23 protein-coding genes, 1 tRNA gene and 1 pseudogene are annotated in these 18,866 nt (G+C 61.8%); 15 read left to right on the forward strand and 10 right to left on the reverse strand.

Features of this window, described 5'->3' with window-relative positions; all coding sequences use genetic code 11:
- The first annotated feature begins 133 nt into the window (after positions 1-133).
- The 9 genes from rpsN to FYJ31_RS03990 all read left to right on the forward strand — a co-directional run bounded on the left by rpsN (position 134) and on the right by FYJ31_RS03990 (position 5,159).
- Positions 134-439: a 30S ribosomal protein S14 gene (gene rpsN / locus FYJ31_RS03950; protein WP_012578242.1), complete on the forward strand. Its 306-nt coding sequence runs from the start codon at positions 134-136 to the stop codon at positions 437-439.
- Between the two features lie 126 nt (positions 440-565).
- Positions 566-823, forward strand: a complete 258-nt coding sequence (locus FYJ31_RS03955) for a type B 50S ribosomal protein L31 (protein ID WP_154536035.1) — start codon at positions 566-568, stop codon at positions 821-823.
- 49 nt (positions 824-872) lie between these two features.
- The gene (rpmJ, locus tag FYJ31_RS03960; protein WP_012578244.1) at positions 873-995 is read left to right on the forward strand and encodes a 50S ribosomal protein L36; all 123 of its coding nucleotides are present in this window, start codon (positions 873-875) and stop codon (positions 993-995) included.
- The gene (gene rpmF, locus FYJ31_RS03965) at positions 995-1,162 is read left to right on the forward strand and encodes a 50S ribosomal protein L32 (protein WP_012578245.1); all 168 of its coding nucleotides are present in this window, start codon (positions 995-997) and stop codon (positions 1,160-1,162) included. The genes rpmJ and rpmF overlap by 1 nt, the downstream gene beginning before the upstream one ends.
- A 178-nt stretch (positions 1,163-1,340) precedes the next feature.
- Positions 1,341-1,793 (forward strand): ZinT/AdcA family metal-binding protein, encoded by a 453-nt coding sequence (locus tag FYJ31_RS13160; RefSeq protein ID WP_326831173.1) that lies wholly within the window; start codon positions 1,341-1,343, stop codon positions 1,791-1,793.
- A 25-nt stretch (positions 1,794-1,818) separates the two neighbouring features.
- Positions 1,819-2,946, forward strand: a complete 1,128-nt coding sequence (locus tag FYJ31_RS03975) for a permease (protein WP_442778608.1) — start codon at positions 1,819-1,821, stop codon at positions 2,944-2,946.
- Between the two features lie 2 nt (positions 2,947-2,948).
- Positions 2,949-3,704: a TIGR03943 family putative permease subunit gene (locus FYJ31_RS03980; protein WP_154536038.1), complete on the forward strand. Its 756-nt coding sequence runs from the start codon at positions 2,949-2,951 to the stop codon at positions 3,702-3,704.
- 360 nt (positions 3,705-4,064) lie between these two features.
- Positions 4,065-4,463 (forward strand): Fur family transcriptional regulator, encoded by a 399-nt coding sequence (locus tag FYJ31_RS03985; protein ID WP_326831174.1) that lies wholly within the window; start codon positions 4,065-4,067, stop codon positions 4,461-4,463.
- A gap of 348 nt (positions 4,464-4,811) precedes the next feature.
- Positions 4,812-5,159 (forward strand): hypothetical protein, encoded by a 348-nt coding sequence (locus FYJ31_RS03990; protein WP_015438554.1) that lies wholly within the window; start codon positions 4,812-4,814, stop codon positions 5,157-5,159.
- Positions 5,160-5,236: 77 nt separating this feature from the next.
- On the opposite strand, the gene FYJ31_RS03995 is transcribed toward FYJ31_RS03990, so the two are convergent.
- Entirely contained in the window at positions 5,237-5,539 is a 303-nt protein-coding gene (locus FYJ31_RS03995; protein WP_154536039.1) for a TetR-like C-terminal domain-containing protein, read from the reverse strand.
- A gap of 3 nt (positions 5,540-5,542) precedes the next feature.
- Here FYJ31_RS03995 and FYJ31_RS04000 point away from each other — a divergent pair.
- From FYJ31_RS04000 to FYJ31_RS12730, 4 genes and pseudogenes are all read left to right on the forward strand, one after another.
- Positions 5,543-5,986: pseudogene (locus FYJ31_RS04000) on the forward strand (ABC transporter ATP-binding protein); the annotation flags it as partial.
- 5 nt (positions 5,987-5,991) lie between these two features.
- A complete protein-coding gene (locus tag FYJ31_RS04005; protein ID WP_003831938.1) occupies positions 5,992-6,411 on the forward strand; it encodes a hypothetical protein in 420 nt (139 codons plus the stop codon).
- Positions 6,396-6,812, forward strand: a complete 417-nt coding sequence (locus FYJ31_RS12725) for a hypothetical protein (RefSeq protein WP_229773837.1) — start codon at positions 6,396-6,398, stop codon at positions 6,810-6,812. Before FYJ31_RS04005 ends, FYJ31_RS12725 begins: the two co-directional genes overlap by 16 nt.
- 10 nt (positions 6,813-6,822) lie before the next feature.
- Positions 6,823-7,119: a hypothetical protein gene (locus FYJ31_RS12730; RefSeq protein WP_229773838.1), complete on the forward strand. Its 297-nt coding sequence runs from the start codon at positions 6,823-6,825 to the stop codon at positions 7,117-7,119.
- Between the two features lie 54 nt (positions 7,120-7,173).
- Here the strand turns inward: FYJ31_RS12730 and FYJ31_RS04015 are convergent, their stop codons facing one another.
- From FYJ31_RS04015 to FYJ31_RS04030, 4 genes are all read right to left on the reverse strand, one after another.
- On the reverse strand, positions 7,174-7,602 hold the full coding sequence (locus FYJ31_RS04015; RefSeq protein ID WP_003828581.1) for a Fur family transcriptional regulator: 429 nt from the start codon (positions 7,600-7,602) through the stop codon (positions 7,174-7,176).
- 8 nt (positions 7,603-7,610) lie between these two features.
- Complete coding sequence (purK, locus tag FYJ31_RS04020) at positions 7,611-8,789, reverse strand: 5-(carboxyamino)imidazole ribonucleotide synthase (RefSeq protein WP_014484029.1); 1,179 nt, start codon at positions 8,787-8,789, stop codon at positions 7,611-7,613.
- Positions 8,773-9,273 carry a 5-(carboxyamino)imidazole ribonucleotide mutase gene (gene purE / locus FYJ31_RS04025; protein WP_010081100.1) on the reverse strand — a complete coding sequence of 167 codons (501 nt, stop codon included), beginning with the start codon at positions 9,271-9,273 and terminating at the stop codon, positions 8,773-8,775. The genes purK and purE overlap by 17 nt, the downstream gene beginning before the upstream one ends.
- Before the next feature lie 128 nt (positions 9,274-9,401).
- A complete protein-coding gene (locus FYJ31_RS04030) occupies positions 9,402-10,394 on the reverse strand; it encodes a zinc-binding dehydrogenase (RefSeq protein ID WP_136500892.1) in 993 nt (330 codons plus the stop codon).
- Between the two features lie 172 nt (positions 10,395-10,566).
- On the opposite strand from FYJ31_RS04030, the gene FYJ31_RS04035 reads away from it, so the two are divergent.
- The gene (locus FYJ31_RS04035) at positions 10,567-12,714 is read left to right on the forward strand and encodes a 1-deoxy-D-xylulose-5-phosphate synthase (RefSeq protein ID WP_154536040.1); all 2,148 of its coding nucleotides are present in this window, start codon (positions 10,567-10,569) and stop codon (positions 12,712-12,714) included.
- Here FYJ31_RS04035 and FYJ31_RS04040 read toward each other — a convergent pair.
- From FYJ31_RS04040 to FYJ31_RS04055, 4 genes are all read right to left on the reverse strand, one after another.
- Positions 12,698-14,257, reverse strand: coding sequence for an ABC transporter permease (locus FYJ31_RS04040; protein WP_154536041.1), 1,560 nt, complete (start codon positions 14,255-14,257; stop codon positions 12,698-12,700). The two genes, FYJ31_RS04035 and FYJ31_RS04040, sit on opposite strands and share 17 nt — an antisense overlap.
- 11 nt (positions 14,258-14,268) lie before the next feature.
- Positions 14,269-15,423, reverse strand: a complete 1,155-nt coding sequence (locus FYJ31_RS04045) for a COG1361 S-layer family protein (RefSeq protein WP_154536042.1) — start codon at positions 15,421-15,423, stop codon at positions 14,269-14,271.
- Positions 15,420-16,184 (reverse strand): ABC transporter ATP-binding protein, encoded by a 765-nt coding sequence (locus FYJ31_RS04050; RefSeq protein ID WP_326831171.1) that lies wholly within the window; start codon positions 16,182-16,184, stop codon positions 15,420-15,422. Before FYJ31_RS04050 ends, FYJ31_RS04045 begins: the two co-directional genes overlap by 4 nt.
- 252 nt (positions 16,185-16,436) lie before the next feature.
- A tRNA-Arg gene (locus FYJ31_RS04055) sits at positions 16,437-16,510 on the reverse strand.
- A 76-nt stretch (positions 16,511-16,586) separates the two neighbouring features.
- On the opposite strand from FYJ31_RS04055, the gene FYJ31_RS04060 reads away from it, so the two are divergent.
- A complete protein-coding gene (locus FYJ31_RS04060) occupies positions 16,587-17,795 on the forward strand; it encodes an ATP-binding protein (protein WP_195839435.1) in 1,209 nt (402 codons plus the stop codon).
- Between the two features lie 86 nt (positions 17,796-17,881).
- Here FYJ31_RS04060 and FYJ31_RS04065 read toward each other — a convergent pair whose 3' ends face one another.
- Positions 17,882-18,751, reverse strand: coding sequence for a MurR/RpiR family transcriptional regulator (locus tag FYJ31_RS04065; RefSeq protein ID WP_326831172.1), 870 nt, complete (start codon positions 18,749-18,751; stop codon positions 17,882-17,884).
- Between the last annotated feature and the right edge of the window lie 115 nt (positions 18,752-18,866).

The raw sequence follows: 18,866 nt of genomic DNA on the forward strand, positions 1-18,866 counted from the left end.
GGCGGTTTCCTCTATCACCATTTCATGAACTCATCTTCCGAACCTTGCGGCATGCGCCCAATGAACGAATGCACTCGTCCCAGCTCCGGCCGGCGCGATTCCCGCGCCCCGGAGCCTTATCAAGGAGCCGGACATGGCCAAAACCAGTAAGATCAACCGACAATTGCAGCGCGAACGCATGGTCGCCAAGTATGCCGAACGCCGCGCCGAATACAAGCGCGACAGCGTCAACCCTCATCTGACCGCCGAAGAACGCGCCGAGGCGATGCGCAAGCTGCAGGCCCTCCCCCGCGACGCCAGCCCCACCCGTCTGCGCAACCGCGATTCCATCGACGGCCGCCCGCGCGCCTACAACCGCAAGTTCGGCCTGTCACGTATCAATCTGCGTGAGAAGGCACACAAGGGCAAACTGCCCGGCGTGGTGAAATCCAGCTGGTGATCGGGCCGGCACAACCGGCCGTCAGGCCGTCTCAGGCCATCTCAATTCACCGGATTCCACCCGCGCGTCCGACGCCATTCTCATCCATATCACCACACAACACCACACAACCAAAGGTCCATAACCATGCAAGAGGGCATCCACCCCGAATACGGCCCCGTGGTCTTCTATGACCGCTCCGCCGACAAGTACTTCCTCACCAAGTCCACACTGGTGGCCAAGGCCGTAAACCTGCCGACCATCGACTGGGAGGACGGCAACACCTACCCGCTCGTCAATGTGGAGGTGTCCAGCTACAGCCACCCGTTCTACACCGGCAAGAATGTGGTGATCGACGCCGCCGGTCAGGCGCAGAAGTTCAACGCTCGTTACGGGCGCAAGTGATTCGCCGCACATTCCGCAAAGACCGTAAGACAAGAAGAAAGGAACGGACATGAAGGTCAAGGCATCGGTCCGCTCATTGGCCCGCAAGGATGGCTCCTATGTCGTCCGCCGGCGCGGCCATCTGTATGTAATCAACAAGAAGAACCCCCACTGGAAGGCGAGGCAAGGCTGATGGCACTGCCCAAGTACAAGGCGTCCCGAGCAAACACGCATTCGCGCCGAGCCAACTGGAAGGCCAAGGTGCCTCAGCTGGCCACGGTCAGAACGCCTGAAGGCGAAGTGGTTCAGGTTCCGCAGAATCTGGCCGCAGCCGTACGAAAGGGGTATATGAAGCCATAACCAACATCGTGGATTCCGCAATCCATCAAGTCTCGTAACAACAACTCGACGGTCCGCTCCATAGGCCGGCGGCGTACGTTCTTTCTCCCATTTCCTTCCGTATGCCGTCACCTGCCGGGGCGAACCGCCGTTTTATGAGGCCACCGCATCCGATCTGGCCAAGCTCGCCAAGGCAGACATCGCGGTGCTCAACGGCGCCGGCTACGACGGCTGGGCGGAAAAGGCGCAGCTTGACAAGAAACGCCAGACCATCGTGAACGTGGGCGGCCTCATGGGCGTCACCGCCACCGACGAGCACGAGCATTCCCACGACCACGCCGAGGGCGAAGAAGGCCACCGAAGCCATCAACGCCGCCTACGCGGACAAGGCCGGGGCCGGTTCTGCCACCGCCGCCACCGCGCAACGTCACTTCAACGACAGGAAGAAACCCTCAAGGAAATGGACAACTGGCCCACGTATTACCCGGTGTCCATGAGCAAGGAGGAAGTGGCCACCGAGATGCTGGCCCACCGATTCGCCATCGGCCCAGGCAACCATGTGCAAAGTTCCCCGCATATCGATGTGTACCATCGGTATGCGGGGAACTCGCATATTATCTCGACCACTATCATGCGTACGGTGCTAATATGACGGCGATATGGCAGGTGATACTCGCATGAAAGAACCTCGCACGCAGCGCACGGAACAGGTGAACACCGCGCAACAGGACCATTCGGCGAACTATCTGTTTCTGATTATCGGCACGCCGCTGGTGGCGTTCCTGATTGCGGCTTCCGCGATGCTCGAGTCGCGTGGGTTTCCGGTTCCGCTGGTGCGTATCGGCACCGGTGCCGCGGGGCTTATCCTGCAGGCGATTCCGTTCATGCTGCTGGGCGCGATGATGTCGGCCGCGGTCAGCACGTTCGTCAGCGCCGATTTTCTGGCCCGCCACATACCGAAATCGTTGGCCGGCGGACTGGCCGCGGCATTGGTGGCCGGTCTGTGCCTACCGGTGTGCGATTGCATGGTGGTGCCCACGTTCGCGAATCTGATGCGCAAACGCCTGCCGCTGCCGTGTGCGGTGACGTTTCTGTGCGCGGTGCCGGTGATGAACCCGATGGCGATATGGTCCACATGGTTCGCATTCACCGACAAACCAGGAATGGTGGCGGCCCGCGCGGGGTTGGGCATGGTAGTGGCGATAGTCGCGGGGGTGTCGTTCGCGGTGTGGCCGCTCCGCTCCCCTGCGGTGCGCGAGAGGCCGCTGAAGATTGGGCGGTCGTTGGTTTGCGAGGATTGTGCAGGGGCGACGGGTGATTTGCCTGAGAGCCACCCCCCAGTCGGGCTTTGTCGACAGCCCCGCCGGCGGGGCACGGGGCGTGGATTGGAGCGGTTCACGCATTTCATTCGGCATACGCATGACGACTTTATGCGGATGATGCCGATTCTGCTGCTCGGCACGATCATTGCCTCCATCATGCGCACCGCATTGTCGTCGTTGACCAACGGTTCAAGCACGCTCGATGACGCTGGTGCCATCGTACTGATTCTGGCGGCGATGGGACTGGCGTTCCTGTGTTCGCTGTGCTCTACGTCCGATGCGGTGATTGCCGCCAGCATGATTGGCGCGCTGCCGGTCTCCGCCATGCTTGCCTTCCTGGTCTTCGGCCCGATGCTCGACCTCAAGAACACGCTGATGCTGGCCACGGAATGCCGGCCACGGTTCATCATCCGGTTCATCGCGACCGTGGCGGCAGCCTGCTTCCTCGCCGCGATTGCCGCCCATCTGGTGATGGGAGCGTAGCCATGAAGCGCAAAGTCACACTCCCCGACCGCGTGGAGGCGCTGTGTTTCGCGGCGCTGGGCGCGGCCATCGCCTATGCAGCGGTGGGCGGATCATACACCACGCTGACCACGCCGCGTTCGCTGCCGTATCTCATCATCGGTGCGGTACTGCTGTTCGTGCTGGCGACCGCAGCATGGCTCGGACTGTTCCACGCCACGGAGCGTTCGGTTTTACGGTTCCTGATCGCCTTGATTATTCCGGCGCTGCTGATCGCCGTGCCGTTCCAGCCCAGCAGCGACAGCGGCGGCTTCGACGAGTACGCCGGCGGCCGCGCTATTGTCATTCCCCGCAGCTCGCACAAGCCTGATGGCTCCTCGCAGCTGCACGGACTCGACACGACGAACAAGACCCTGACCATCAGCGACGACGAATTCGGCTCATGGTTCGAGCAGATCGACCATAATCCGCAGCGTTACGTCGGTTACCATGTGCAGGTCACCGGGTTTGTGAGCAAGTCGCGTACGTTCGACGCGGACGAGTTCGAGCTGTCCCGCCAGTTCATGTCCTGCTGCATTCTCGACATGACCCCATTCGGGTTCATAGCCAGCTCCGGCAACGCCGGCACCCCGCACAATCACGACTGGGTCACCGTCGACGCCGTCATCAAGCAGGGCACCTACGGCTCCGCCGGCCACGAGCGCCAAGGCCTGATACTGCAGGTCCGGTCGGCCAGCAAAGCCGCAGCCGCCCCGACCGGCTACTTCTACTGGCAGTAAATGACGCGTCTCCCGAAATGGAAAGCACTGCGATGCGCCATGACTCGCCCCATATCGGCAGAAATCCCGCGTTACAACGAAAGGTACGCGGGGGCTCTGCCTTTATAGGGCTCAAAACTGGCAGAAATCCCGCGCAGGCCTCGTTGAAACGCGGGATTTCTGCCAGTTGATTCAAATCATGTGACAACATGCCGGGCATCTGATTTGCTTTAATAACGATAATGAATATCATTTGTTAACAGAAAGGGGCAGAACGTCATGAGCATCGAGCAAACCGCGACCACTCGGCGCGTGACGTGACCCCGACTCCTCATCACCCAGGTCCTGGCGGAACTATCCCGATTCGCCGCGGCCCAGGAAATCACCGACATCCTGCGCGAGCGCGGCACGCGCATCGGCACGGCCACCGCCTACCGCAATGTGCAGATGATGGCCTCCCAAGGCGAGCTCGACGTAATCCACGTCAACGGCGAGGCCCTCTACCGCGAGTGCTCGGACCAGCATCACCACCATCACATCGTATGCCACGGATGCGGGCGGACCATCGAAATCGAGATTCCCGGACTTGAGCAGTGGATCGACAAAGCCGCCAAGCAGTTGAAGTACCAGACCATCGCCCACGAACTGGAGATTTTCGACCTGTGCCCCAAGTGTGCGGCGAAGCATGCCATCGAACCGCCTCTCAGCGTCGGCACCTCACCAAAGGATGGACCACTGACGACGCCAGACGATACTGGCCGTCGGCGCTCGAACAAATAATGGCGCAGTCCCGACGCTACTGGCCTTCAGCATCGGTGCCCTTCCAATCCTTGGCGCAATAGCGACGATATAAGCTCCACTCGCATCGTTAGATTGCCAACGCTTGGCGCAGCACCGACGCCAGACACGCTCATCGTCGTCGTTCCACCAATATTTGGATTGGTACCGCCACCACCTATACCAGGCGTCGGCACTCGGCCAACAATCGACCCGTTACCGACACAAAACTGCATGAGGTCTCATTGCTCTTAATAGCAGCAATGGGCCTGATAATCACTTTCACCAACTTTCGCCGCTGCCGTCTGCCGCCCTACAGTCGCAGACGAACAAACGCTGAAAGGAACAACAATGACTATCAAGACCATCGATGAGCATGCTTACGAGATCGTTACCGAAGAGGGCACCTTCGCCGTCTGCAAGGACACGCTGGCCAAGTTCGACGCCACCAAGCACGAGCACGGCGTGGCCGCCTGTGGCCGCTGCGGCTGCTGCTTCACCGGCGACTGCTGCGACGACACCGGCTGCGAGCACAACCACACCGAAGAGTGCGGGGGCAAGGCTTGCCTGCACGCTTGCCACGAGAACCGCGAAGGCCACGAGTGCGCCTTCTGCCACCTTGCCTTCGACACCAACGAGAAGTGCCACGATGAGATCCTGGCCGACCTCAAGGAACTCAAGGCCGAGCTGGCTGTCTGAGTTTTAGGTTTCCGATTTCTCCTGCGGATTGGCTCCTCTCAGGGAGGGGAGCCAAATTCCGACACGAACCACCGCGCTTACCGTATGATGTCTACGGGCGCGGTGGTTTTGTTTTTCTCGATGATGGCGCAGATTTGCTCGGGCGCCTCCTTGCAGCCGCGCCGGATCCATAGCCAGATAATCGATGAGACGGCGGAGACCAAAATTTCCAGCGCATAGTCGCATGGAATGCCGCTGTAGCTCAGCTCGGCACCCACACGGGCCGCCTGCCCAAGCAGCATCTGCTTCAACACATCCTTGACCCGGTCATACATCTGCATATCGTTGCCCGAACGGGACAGTGCGTCGAAGAACGCATACTCACGCTTGACATAGCGCAACGCCTCGGCTTCGTGTTCCAGTTCTACAATCTGGTGGCCAACCTCACGGCCAAGGAGAACGTGGAGCCCGCCTCCGAAATCATGAAAGACGCGCAGGAACCGACCCAAGCGCTTATCGACGTGGGGCTTCAGGACCGTATCAACAACTTCCCCGCGCAGCTTTCGGGCGGCGGACAGCGGCGCGCGGCCATCGCCCGAGCGGTGGCCACGAACCCGAAGATTCTGCTGTGCGACGAGCCGACTGGCGCTCTGGACTACAACACCGGCAAGCAGGTGCTGCAGATTCTGCAGGATCAGAGCCGTAAGAAGGGTGCGACCGTGGTCATTGTGACGCACAATTCCGCCATCGCGCCGATTGCCGACCGCGTGATCCACATGCATGACGCGCGCGTCAAATCGATCGAAGTGAACGAGCACCCGATGGATATCAAGGATCTGGAGTGGTAAGCAGTATGACCGATCTCAACGATTTCACCGAAACGACCAACCTTACGCCCGCGACCGACTCCGCAGCCGATTCCGCCGCAAATTCAGCAAACGACTCCTATACCGCGCCCGGCAGAACGCCCCACGCGCACAAGGCCAAGCGCAACCGCCGACGCAACGGGTCATTCCATAAGCGCATGCTATGGAAAGACACCCGCGTCACCATGGCCAAATCCAAGGGTCGATTCGCCTCCATCGTGAGCCTGATGACGCTTGGCTCCTTTGCGCTCGTAGGCCTGTTCGTCACCGGCCCGGACATGCAAATAACCGGCACCGACTTCTTTAATCAGAACAATCTCGCTGACATAACCGTCATCAGCGATTATGGCCTGACCAAAGCTGACGAAAACATTATTCGCAGCGCGCCGAAGTGGCCAAGGCGATGAAGGGCGGGGCCGTCTCCGAGTCCGCGCCGATCTACTACGAGGAGATGTCGAAAGTGGCCGGCACGGAGAACGACAAACAGTCGATTACCCTGATCGCCACTGATGACGCCTACAATTTCGGCGACTACATCACCCTGCGTTCGCGCACCGGGCACAAGCCGCAGGTGCTCACCGACCGTGGTGCGATCATCTCCGAACGTATGGCGGAGATGATGGACGCCAAGGTAGGCGACACGATTACCGTCACCGATTCGAGCGGCATCGAGCGCAAGGTGCGCGTGGACGGCATCACCGAAATGCATATCGGGCATTTCATGTTCATGACTTCGAGTGGCTATAAGCACGTGTTCGGCGAACAGTACCAGTCGAACGCCTATATGGTGAGGCTCAAAGAACCATGAGACCTCCAATGTGGAGTCGCGTAGCGCCAAGCTCATAAAGTTGGACGGCGCGAAGGGCATTGTGCAGAACACGACTTCGAAGAAACAGGTGGCCACAATCGTCGACTTGCCGGATCAGATCATGGAAGTGCTGATTCTCGCGGCTGAGCTGCTGGCCGTGGTGATCCTCTACAATCTGACGAATCTCAACGTCTCCGAACGCATCCGCGAACTGCCGACCATCAAGGTGCTCGACGGACTCGGCGTGCTGGTCTACCGGCGGTTGAAGACGGTCGACATGCTCGGCGCCCTGAAGTCGGTGGAATAGCAGCGGAATAACAAATGGGATCGGCTTTGAAGCCGATCCCATTTGTTATTCCAATTATTCGCTCACTGCTTTCTGAGCCTTCTGCGCTTTCTGCTCCTTTTGGCAATCAGGGCATAGTCCGAAGACCTCCAGGGTGTGGGATTCGACGGTGAAGCCGTGGCCGTCGGCCACTTTGCGCAGCCAAGCCTCGCTGGGCGGGTCGATTTCCACGGTTTTGCCGCACCGCTTGCACACCAAGTGGTGGTGATGTCCGTCGTCGCCGCATAGGCGGAACAGCTGCTGGCCGTCCAGGCGGATCGTGTCGGCGGCACCGGCATCGGCCAAGGCGTTGAGCTGGCGGTACACGGTGGCCAAGCCGATTTTCGAGCCTTCGTCCTCCAGCCTGCGGTGCAGGTCCTGAGCGGAGATGAACTCCTCACAGTCGGCCAAGGCGGCGCGAATCGCGTCCTTCTGCTTGGTCTGGCGTTCGATATGTTCAACCATCGATAAGGTCACGCCTTCTTTTTCAGGTCGTCCCAGCAGCCGGTGGCCTCAAGGTCAGCAACCGTGGCATCAGGGTTGTCGGTGAGCACGGTGATGTGGCCCATCTTGCGGTCGTGGCGCACTTCGGCCTTGCCGTAGTCGTGCACATTCCACTCCGGGTGGGTGGCGATCAGCGCGCGCGTCGGCTCCACATGCTGGCCGAGTACGTTGACCATCACGGCCGGCGAGAGCAGCTTGGGCTTGGGCATGGGCCAGCCGGCGATGCCGCGGATGTGGGCGTCGAACTGGTCCATCGAGCAGGCCTCGATGGTGTAGTGGCCGGAGTTGTGCGGGCGCGGGGCGAGCTCGTTGACGATGACCTGATCGTCCTTGGTGATGAACAGTTCGATGGCCAGCGTGCCAGCCAGTTCGAAGCCCTTGGCCAAGCGAATCGCCAGTTCATGCGCTTCGCGAGCCACATGTTCGGACACTTCAGCGGGGGCGATGGTCATGTGCAGGATGTTGTTGCGGTGCTCGTTACGCACGATGGGGAAGGTGACGAAGTCCTTGCCGTTGCCGGAGACCAGGATCGAAGCCTCGAATGCGAAGTCGACGAAGCCTTCCAGGATGCTCGGCGGGAAGCCGCCACCACGGTCGGAACGGGAGCGGATCTTCTCCAAGTCGGCGTCGGAACGCAGCACGAGCTGACCGTGGCCGTCGTAGCCGCCGGACACGGTCTTCAGCACGGCCGGATAATGAATATCATCCAATGCGGCGTCAAGCTCATCGAAGTTGTTGACAGCGCGCCACGGTGCGGTGGCGGTGCCGTGGTCGTTGATGAACTGCTTCTCGTGCACGCGGTGCTGGGTCACGCGCAGCAAGTCGGTGCCCTGCGGGGTGGCGGTGATGCCGCGCACCTCGTCGATGGCGTCGGCGTCCACGTTCTCGAACTCGTAGGTGAGCACGTCGGACTGCACGGCCAGATCATGGATGGCGGTTTTGTCATCGTATTCGGCGGTGATTTGGAAGTCGGCCACCTGACCGGTCGGGCAGTTCGGCGTCGGGTCAAGCACGCCGACGCGGAAGCCCATGTAGCGGGCGGACAAAGCCATCATGCGGCCGAGCTGGCCGCCGCCGATGATGCCGATGGTCGATCCCGGCATCAGCATCGAAACACGACCGCCTGTTTCCTCAGACAAGCTGGGCATTGGATTCAGCCACCTTTTCTTTCAGTTCGTTACGGTAATCCTCAAGCTTGTCGGCCAGTTCGGGCTCGAAGGCGGAGAGCATCTGCACGGCGAGCAGGCCGGCGTTGGTGGCACCGGAGTTGCCGACGGCGGTGGTGGCCACCGGAATGCCGCCGGGCATCTGCACGATGGACAGCAGCGAATCCCAGCCGGACAGGGCGTGGGAGCGCACGGGCACGCCGATTACGGGCAGTGTGGTCTGCGCGGCGATCATGCCCGGCAGGTGGGCGGCACCGCCGGCACCGGCGATAATGACCTTCAGGCCATTGGCGCGGGCGTTGTGCGCGAACTCGGCCATGAGCTCGGGCGTGCGGTGCGCGGAGATGACCTGCTTGTGGTAGGCGACGCCGAACTGGTCGAGAATATCGCAGGCGCGCTTCATGGTCTCCCAGTCGCTGGCCGATCCCATGACCACTGCGACTTCGGGCTTGGATTCATTTGCCATTATCATTTACTCCCTAGTTATTGAGAATAAGGCCCACTGTACGCTTGGGCGCTTACTTCGGCAACGCCTTGCGGTTTTCCCCGGGTCCGCCCCGCCGACCCGCTCCCCCGGCCCGTGAAGCCGGGCTCCTACAATGCGATGACGATCTTGCCGAACATGTCGCCGGCGATCATTCTGGCGAACGCCTCGGGGGCGCAGTCCAATCCGTCGACCACGGAATCGATCACCGGATGCAGGTCGGCGTGCTCCACGAAGCGCAGCAGCCGGGCGAAATCCTCGCGCGAACCCATGGTGCAGCCCTGCACGCGGATGTCCTGGAAGAACAGTCGCGTGAGCTCCGCACCGGGCTGGTCGCCGGTGGTGGCGCCGCAGATGGCGATGGTGCCGCCGGGACGCACCGACCGCACCGAATGACCCCATGTGGCCGCCCCCACGGACTCGATCACCGCATCGACCTTGCGCGGCAACCGCGCACCGGTCTCCAGCGCGGCCTGCGCGCCGAGTTTCAGCGCTTTGGCGCGCTTGTCCACGTCGCGCGAGGTGACGAACACCTCCAGACCCGCGGCATGGGCGAGCTGGATGGCCGCAGTGGACACGCCGCCGCCCGCGCCCTGAATGAGCACGGAGTCGCCCGGCTTGATGCCGGCGGCATCGAACAACAGCGAGTAGGCGGTCAGCCAGCTGGTGCCGAGTGCGGCCGCCTCAGCCGTGGTGAGGTTTGCGGGCTTGGCGAACACGTTGGCGGACGGCACGGCAGTCTTCTCGGCCATCGTGCCGGGGTATTTCTCGGAGAGGATCGTGCGGCGCTCGCCCGGGGCCACGCCCGCGCCATCGGTGCCGACGAACGTGTACAGCACCACTTCGCTGCCGGCCTTGAGCCCATGCTTGCCGGGGATGTCCTCGTCCAGAATGCCCACGGCATCGGTGCCCAGGATCATCGGCGTCTGTTCGGCGGCGAGACCCACACCCTGTAACGACCAGACGTCGTGATGGTTCACGCTCACCGCACGCACCGAGACGGTCGACCAGAACGGGCGGGCCTGGGGTTCGGGCTGCTCGCCCACCGCCAACGCGGCAAGCGGATCGGCATGGTTGACGGTGGATGCGTATACGGCCTTCATTGCGCGCTCCTTGGTATCAAGGGAATTACCGCATTCATTGTCCCACATCGCGCAGCGAACGAATCACCCATTTACGGAGATGTTGGGGGCATTGCTTCGTCATGTGGACCTCGGACAATGCCGGGCGTTAGCATTCAACTTCGGAAAGATTAGCGAAGGGAGATTCGAGGGTATGCGCAACGCGTCAGGAAACGGATTTGATTCAAGCGATTCCTTCGCCGTCTCCGGCGCCGCCGAGGGGACCGCGCGCCTTCACGACATCCCCCCGAGCATTACCCCTTCCCATGGCGACGACTCCCATCTGCTGAGCCGCATTGCCAGCCCGGCCGATGTCAAGGCCCTTGCCCCAAACGAGCTCGCCGAACTATGCCGCGAGATTCGCGCCACGCTGTTGGCGTACGGCCATCGGCACGGCGGCCATATCGGCTCCAATCTGGGCATGGTGGAGGCCACGGTGGCCCTGCATCGCGTCTTCGACTCGCCGCGCGACCGCATCGTGTTCGACGTGTCCCACCAAAGCTACGTCCATAAGATGCTCACGGGGCGGGCCGGCGCGTATATGGATCCGAACCGTTTCGGCGAGGTGACCGGCTTCACCAACCCCGACGAAAGCGAACACGACCAGTTCGTGCTCGGGCACACCGGCACTTCGATCTCCTTGGCCTGCGGCCTGGCGAAGACCCGCGACATGGAGGGGCCGGGCAGCGGCATCGGCAATGTGGTCGCCGTGATCGGGGACGGTTCGCTCAGTTCGGGCGTGGCGTTCGAGGGACTGAACAACGCGGCCGAGCAAGGCGGCAACCTCATCATCGTGTTCAACGACAACGAGATGTCGATCGCCGGCGATTTCGGCGGCATGTACGGCCCGCTCGCCCGTCTGCGCGCATCCGGCGGCACCGCCCAGCCGAACCTGTTCAACGCGTTCGGCCTGGATTACCGGTACGTGGAATCCGGCAACGACGTCGCCGCGCTGGTCTCGGCCTTCGAAGAGGTGCGCGGCATCGATCATCCGGTGGTGGTCCATATCCACACGCTGAAGGGCGCGGGATATGACGGCGCCGGTCACGTGGCCGGCGCATCCTCGGCCTCGGTCGGGAACGTCCATGAGCCGGATCCGGCAGTCTCCGACACCGGCGTGCGCCCCACGAGCAACGTGCTGCACAGCGAACCGTGGCATTCGGATCACTGCAACCTGTCCGATCACGAACCGCATGAGGGCCAGTGCGAGGCCTCGCACTGGCAGAACCCGGATTCGGCCATCGGCAAGGCGGACAATCCGCGCAAGCATTACGGCAAGATGGCGATGGCGGCCCTCGAGCCCCGATTCGCCGACGAACCGGGGCTGGTGGTCATCTCCCCCGCCACGCCGGGCTCCAACGGCATCACCCATGAATTCCGCGAACGCGCGGGCTCGCATTACGTGGACACGGGCATCACCGAATCGCATGCCGTGGCGTATGCCGCCGGCATCGCGCGGGCGGGCGGCACCCCCGTGGTGGCCACCACGGCGTCCTTCTTCCAACGCGCCTACGACCAGTTCTTCCAGGAGATGAGCCTGAATCGTTCGCGGGTCACGGTGCTTGATTTCCTGGGCGGCGTGTCTGCCTCGGACAATACGCATTCGGGCGCATATGACGTGGCGATGTTCGCCAACATCCCCGGGGTCACGATGCTGGCGCCGACCTCGGCCGACGAGTATCTGGCCGATCTCGCGTGGGCCACCGCGCCTTCCGGCGCCACGCACGCCCCCGACGGGCCGGTGGTGATCCGCGTGCCCGGAGAGCCGCTGCTGTCGGCCGAGCGAGACCCGAGTCTGCTGCCGCTGACCGGCGGTCGGTTCGCGGCGCACCCCCGGCCGGCCGCAAGGTCCCACGGCGACGACGGAGACCGCGTGCTGGACTGGCGCGTCAACCAGGCCGGGTCGGCGGTCGCGCTCATAGGCCTGGGCAACGCCTATCCGCTGGCCGAGCAAACGGCCGCCGCGCTGTGCGCGGACCACGGCATCACGGCGACGGTCATCGACCCGCGCCAATGCTCATCACTGGACTGCGCCACCCTGGAATCATTGCGTGACGGCCACGCGCTGGTCGTCACCCTCGAGGACGGTCAGCGCGAAGGCGGCTGGGGCGAGAAGGTGACCGCATACTACGCGAATCATCACGTGTCCGAATGCGGTGCGGCCGGCCACGATCGCAATCCGCGCGTGCTGAACTTCGGCGCGGACAAGGAATTCACCGACCGCGTGCCGCTGGACGTCTTGGACGAGCGGTATGGCCTGACGGTACATCAGGTGGTCGAATCGGTCACTCGTTGTTTTTGATGGCGTCTAGGGCCGGGATTTTAACGGCTTTATTGGCCGGGCCGAAGCCGAACAGCAAGCCGATCAGCGTGGAAAACAGTACGGCGAACAGGAACAGCCACCACGGAATCACCGAATAACGGGTCACATTCTCGCCACCAACTATCGCCTGCCAGAGTATGGTCCAGATAGATGTTCCGCCACCGGTACCGTCGCCGGAGCCCCCGCCTGCACCGCTGACCATACCGCCAGACATGCCGCCGCTCATGCCGCCCGCATACAACGCGCCGACAACGTTGATGCCCAGCGATATCAGTCCGCTCAGCACGCAGCCGATCAATCCGCCGAAGAATCCGATCGCGCCGGCCTCCGCAAGAAACATGACGCGAATGTCACGAACGTAGCAGCCAAGCGCCTTCATAATGCCGATCTCGCGCGTGCGCTCGGTTACGGACATAACCATTGTGTTGGCGATGCCGATGGCCGCAACCAACAGCGAAACCGCACCGATACCGCCCAGAATCAGCTGAATCGCGCGCGACTGTTCTTCCAACGACTTACGCATGTCTTCATAGGAGGAGGTCTCGTAGCCCAACGCTTTGATCTGTGATTCGACTTCGGGCACGGACTTGAGGTCGGCGGCCTTGACCAGCACTTGATCATAGGCGGTGGCTTTTTTGGCGGCGGCTGGATCGACTTTGGCGGCCAGTTCCTTCAACGCCTGCAAATCCATGACCAGACCGTCGGAGGTGGCATAGCCCTTGTTGTAGTCGCCCGCCACAATGCCGGAAGCCCGCACATCGAGGGTGACGTTTTCCGACTGACCCGCGGCGCTGCCGCCCGCACCGCCTGTGCCGCCACCGCCGCCGGGCATGTTCATGGTGTACTGGTCGCCCTGATAATTGGTGCCGGTGGTCAGACTGATTTGCGTGGCGAGCGGGTCGAAGAACGGATCTTCGTCCTGATCTTCCTCGCACTGGCCGGTGGCCTGGTTAAACGTGCATGAGGAATACTGACCGCCACGTGTGCTGGTGCGTTGTTCGCCGTTCTTCAGGGTGTCCATGAAACCATAGGCGAACCATTCGCCGGCAAGCACCTGGTCTTTTTTGACCGGTTTCTCGCCACCGACGAGCTTGTAGCCCATCTGGTCGAGCTGGGTCATGTCGATGCCCATGATCTGCACGTAATCATAGATGTAACGGCCGCCCGCGCCTGCTCTGGCCGTCACGTTATAAGGGAAGTTCATCATCGGCGTCACGCCGGATACGCCGCTCATCGCGCGGAAGGATTCCACGGCCTTGTCGTCGAGCTTGGTATCGCCCATCTCGGACGAACCGCCACCGCCCATCGGACCGGCATAACCGTTGGTGTACACGGTGACGATGGACAGATCGCCCATCGATTTGAGCATCTTCTCGTTCTGCTCGTTAATGCCCTGACCCAAAGAGACCATGAGCACAATCGAGCAGCAGCCGACGATAACGCCCAGCACGGTCAGAATCGTACGGGATTTACGCCGCCATAGGTTTTGTCTGCAAAGCCGCAGTATGTCGCCGAATCGCATGGTCGGGCCTTTCAGGCCTTGTGGGACGGGCCGGCCGGTGAGGCCGGTGAGACTGGTGCGATAGGAGCGGTGTCTGCCGCAGCACCATCCGTCACGCCGGTATCTGTCTTATCATCCTTGCCTTCGGACCAATCATCCCAGTCCTCATCAATATCGTTCTTCTTGGCCTTCTGCTTGCGTCTGCGACGCACGAGCAGCACGATCGCCGCGATCACCGCCACGACGCCCACGGCGATGGCCACATACGCCGGCACCGGCAGACCCCGATCGCCGCCGCGGCCTTCGACCGAATCGGACGCGCCGGGCTGGTCCGCCGCTGGCGCGTCGGCCACGGACATGGTGAGCGGGAATTCCTTGGTTTTGGTCTGTCCGTCGGAATCCTCGTACGTGACTTTGAGCGTGGTCTTCAGCTCGCCTGACGCGTGCGGCGTGAAGGCGTACCCGATCGTGCCGGTGGCGCCGGAAGCCACATTGCCCACGTACTGGGTTTTCATCGTGGCATCGAAACCTTCGCCCTCCATCGTGGCCTCGACGTTGGCGATATCGCCTTTGCCCTTGTTCACATATTCCATCGTGACCGTGTTTTCCTGGCCGGCGATCACCTGGTCGGGCACTACGGGATCACTGATTTCGAACCGGTCAGGCTGACTGATCGGCACGGAAATCTTGACGTCGGACTGGCTTGAGGAGCGGGCGCCGGCGTCCACATACTCGTATCGGAAGTTCACGGTCACGGGCTGCGCGCCGCTTTTCGCGGAGGCGAGCGCCTGCATGGGCACGCTCTGCGTCATCGCGTACCCGGCCCACAGCGCGTCGACGTAGAACGTGTTCGTGCCGCCCGCGATGGCGAATCCCTCCGCGCCGTCCACGGTGACGACCATGTTCGTCACCGCCACCTGTCCCTTGTTCTGGAAGGTGAAGTCGAGGTTGAATTTGGATCCGGCGGCCACGGAATCACCGCCATACGCGAAGTTGGTGATGATGATGTTGGGCACCGGTCCGGCGAGCGGCGTGGCGCCGCCGTCGCTTCCCTGCGCGGCGCCTCCCGCGTCCGCGCCATCGACCGCATACGCCTGGCGCGGCAGGGAGACGACGGTGAGCGTCAGCGCGAGTGAGGACAGCAACGCCACGATGATGGCGATGGTGCGGCGGGTGAGATGCTTCATCGGTCTGCTCCTTGCATGCCTTGGCTGGATGGTGTGGATGATGCGGATGGGCGGGGAGTAGGGGATCCGGCGCCGAGGAGCCGGTCGCCGATGATGCGCCCATCGAGCAGGGTGACGATGCGATCGGCGTATGAGGCCATCTGCGGATCATGGGTGACCAGCACGATGGTCTGGTTGAAGTCGCGGGCGAATGCGCAGATCATCGTCATGACCTCGGTTTTGGTTTTGGAGTCGAGGTTGCCGGTCGGCTCATCGGCGAACACCACCTCGGGCTTGGTCACAAACGCCCGGGCGATGCCGACGCGCTGCTGTTGGCCGCCCGACATCTGGCGCGGGTAATGGCTGAGACGATGGCCGAGCCCGACTCGTTTGAGTACGCCACGCGCCGCACGTTCGCGCTGTTCCTTAGGCACGCCGCGGAACATCAGCGGCATTGCCACGTTTTCGAGCGCGGTCAGATTGGGTAGCAGGTTGTACGACTGGAATACGAAGCCGAGATGCTTCTGGCGGAAGGCCGCCAGCTCACGCTCATCGAGTTTGCTGACGGGTACGCCGCCGATTCTCACGCCGCCGCGCGTCGGTCTTTCCATGCCGGCCAACTGGTTGAGCAGCGTGGATTTGCCGGAGCCGGATTCGCCGAAAATGCAGCAGATCTGGCCTTGCGGGATACTGAGATTGACACGGTCAAGCGCCACCACCGTCTCATCCTCGACGGGGTATTCCTTGCGTAGGTTTCTTACCTCGATGATTGCTCGCGGCACGGGCCCTTCTTCCTTCGTTCGTCGCCATTGGCGGACGCGCGATAGCTGGTTATTATCCAGCACATCTCAAATCAGAGTATAGCCGTTATGCAGGAGCCGCACCCCTTAAGGGTGTTCCCGGATGGCAGTGATAAGCATATAACCGCTGATCTCGAGGTCGACGGTTCAGGCTCCAGACGGACCCAGACCGGCATAATGCCCAAAAGCCCCTGGCCCCCACAAACGATGAGGAACCAAGGGCTTATTACATCGTGACCCCGGACGGGCTCGAACCGTCGACCTTGAGATTAGAAGTCACATGCTCTATCCAGCTGAGCTACGGGGCCAAACTCATGTAAGTCTAGCCGTAGGGGTGTAAAACACCTCGGCGTAACGTCGGCTTGCACCGGTACCATCGGCGATATGGGGACAACGGAGAGCAACATAGATCACGCCGCATCGGGCCAGACCGTCGCAGGCGATAGTGGTGAGCTCACTTTCACATACGCACAGGGTCGTTTTGCCAGTGAAGGCAGGGATTGGGAAAGCCCGGTTGTGACCAACATGACTGCATCCGTCTCTGCCGATGCCGGTAATGCCCTCGCCGGCAGCATCATCAACACCGGCTCCAACAACACTTTCACCAGCACCACCGAATCGTCGCTTGCCACCCTGCTGTCCGACCAATGCCCGTTCGTTATCAAGGCCACCATTTTCGAGGGCAATGGCAAAAACGCCATTCGCGAACGTCACACATTCACCGGCTCGGTGCTGCGCCAGCTCGACCAAGCCAGCGCCCTGCTGAACGGCATCAACGAATCCGGCCAACACCCGGCCATAGCACTGCGCGAAGCATTGGTCAACGCACTGGAACATCGCGATTACACGTACTCCGGCCCCACACTGATCAATATCTTCGATTCCCGCTTGGAGATCGTGTCGCTCGGCGGCCTGACCGATGGTTTGGAGATCAACGATCTGCTCAACGGCGTATGCCAGCCACGCACCCCGCGTTTGGCTGAATTGTTCGCCGATCTGGGCCTCTGCGAGAACTGCGGTACCGGCATTCAACGCATTATGGACGCCTACGCGCAGAGCGCGGTCAGTCCGCAACTGCGAGTGGGCCCCACTTCGGTGGCAATGGTGCTGCCCATCCCGGTATCGGCCGAGGCCACATCCTCGCATCGAACCGATACCGATGCTTCCGCCGCGCCCAGCACCACTGACGAGGCGCAGCGCGCCAAAATGTACTCATTCCCCACGATTCAGCGCATGACGGATAACGCCGCAGATGCTTTGGCCGGCGCACGCATCATCGGCTGCGCGCCATTGCAGACACTGATTCTCGGCAGCGGATTCGGCGAGCGCCCGGACGGTGACGATCAGGTCAGTACCCGCCCGCTCGATACGGCAACGCTGGAACCGTCGCCTCAAACGTTGGAGCAGTTCACGCTCAATTTCCTCGCGTTCCGCGGCGTGAAGCTCAGCCGTAAAACCATGCAGAAAGCGCTTGGTCTGAACAAGGATCAGATGACGCAGCTCTTGGACCAGCTGGAGTTGAGCGGCAAGATCGAACGTCATACACACGCCAAGTCCACTACGTATTCGCTGGCACATGCCTCAGGACGGTAGCGACCAGGGCGACAACGACCAAATCGTCAACAACCCAAGCAGCAACGACCAGAGCAATACAGCCCAAGGCTCGATAAAGCAGCAGCTCAGTTCTCGAATACGCGATCGCGAATCATGCGACCGGATTCGTCGAGCGCGGTGGAGAACCGGCCGTAGTCGGACAGAATCACGCCCATGTACAGCATGTCCACGAGCACGGTATCGGCCACGCACGAAAAAATCGCATTGCCATAAATCGTATGCGAGTCACGACCCGTCAACAACGTCACGTCGGCCCAGCTGGCCAGCGGTGCGCCGATGGCATTGGTAATGGCGATGGTTTTCGCACCATGCGATTTCGCCAATCGCAACGCTTTGACAGTATCCGCCGAACTGCCCGAATGAGAGAAGGCAACGGCCACAGCGCCGTGGGTCAGGTGCCCGGCACCGATCTGCTGCAGGTAAGCGTCAGTATTGAGACGGCACGTCAGTCCCAGGTAGCCGAGCTTGGTGAACAGATCCATCGCCGGTGTCAACGAGTTCTCCACGCCGAAAATGTCGATGAACTCCGATTCGGCGAGTAGGGCGACCGCCTTGCGATAGGCCTTGGGGTCCAACGCACTGTGCAGCTCATCGATCAGCGCCTTCGCACCATCGGCCGCTTTGCTGGGAATCTCATCCTCGCCATCCCACGGATTCAGATCGAATCCATCCAACGGATTGAAGGTCACTTTGTGCTCGGCGGCCGGATGGCGCAACACGTACCGCAGTTCACGGTAACCGCCGAAGCCGAGCTTGCGGGCGAACCGAATCACCGTCGGCTGGCTGACGTGGGCGATGTCGGCCATCTGACCGACGGTCAGGTCGGCCGCCTCCTCGATATGATCCCGAATATACTGGGCCACGGCGCGCTCCGCCGGACGCAGCGACGGATACACGTGGTCGATGCGCTCGCGTATTCCCACCGAGGACTGCACAGCCACGCTCCTAGTCGCCCGTATTTTCCATTCCCGTTTCGAGGGTACCGGCTGTATACCGGCGAACAATCGACTTGGATTGACCGCAACATGAACGGTGAGCGAACTCTTCCGT

The organism is Bifidobacterium sp. WCA-178-WT-4B (assembly GCF_009696495.1).
Lineage (GTDB): Bacteria > Actinomycetota > Actinomycetes > Actinomycetales > Bifidobacteriaceae > Bifidobacterium > Bifidobacterium infantis.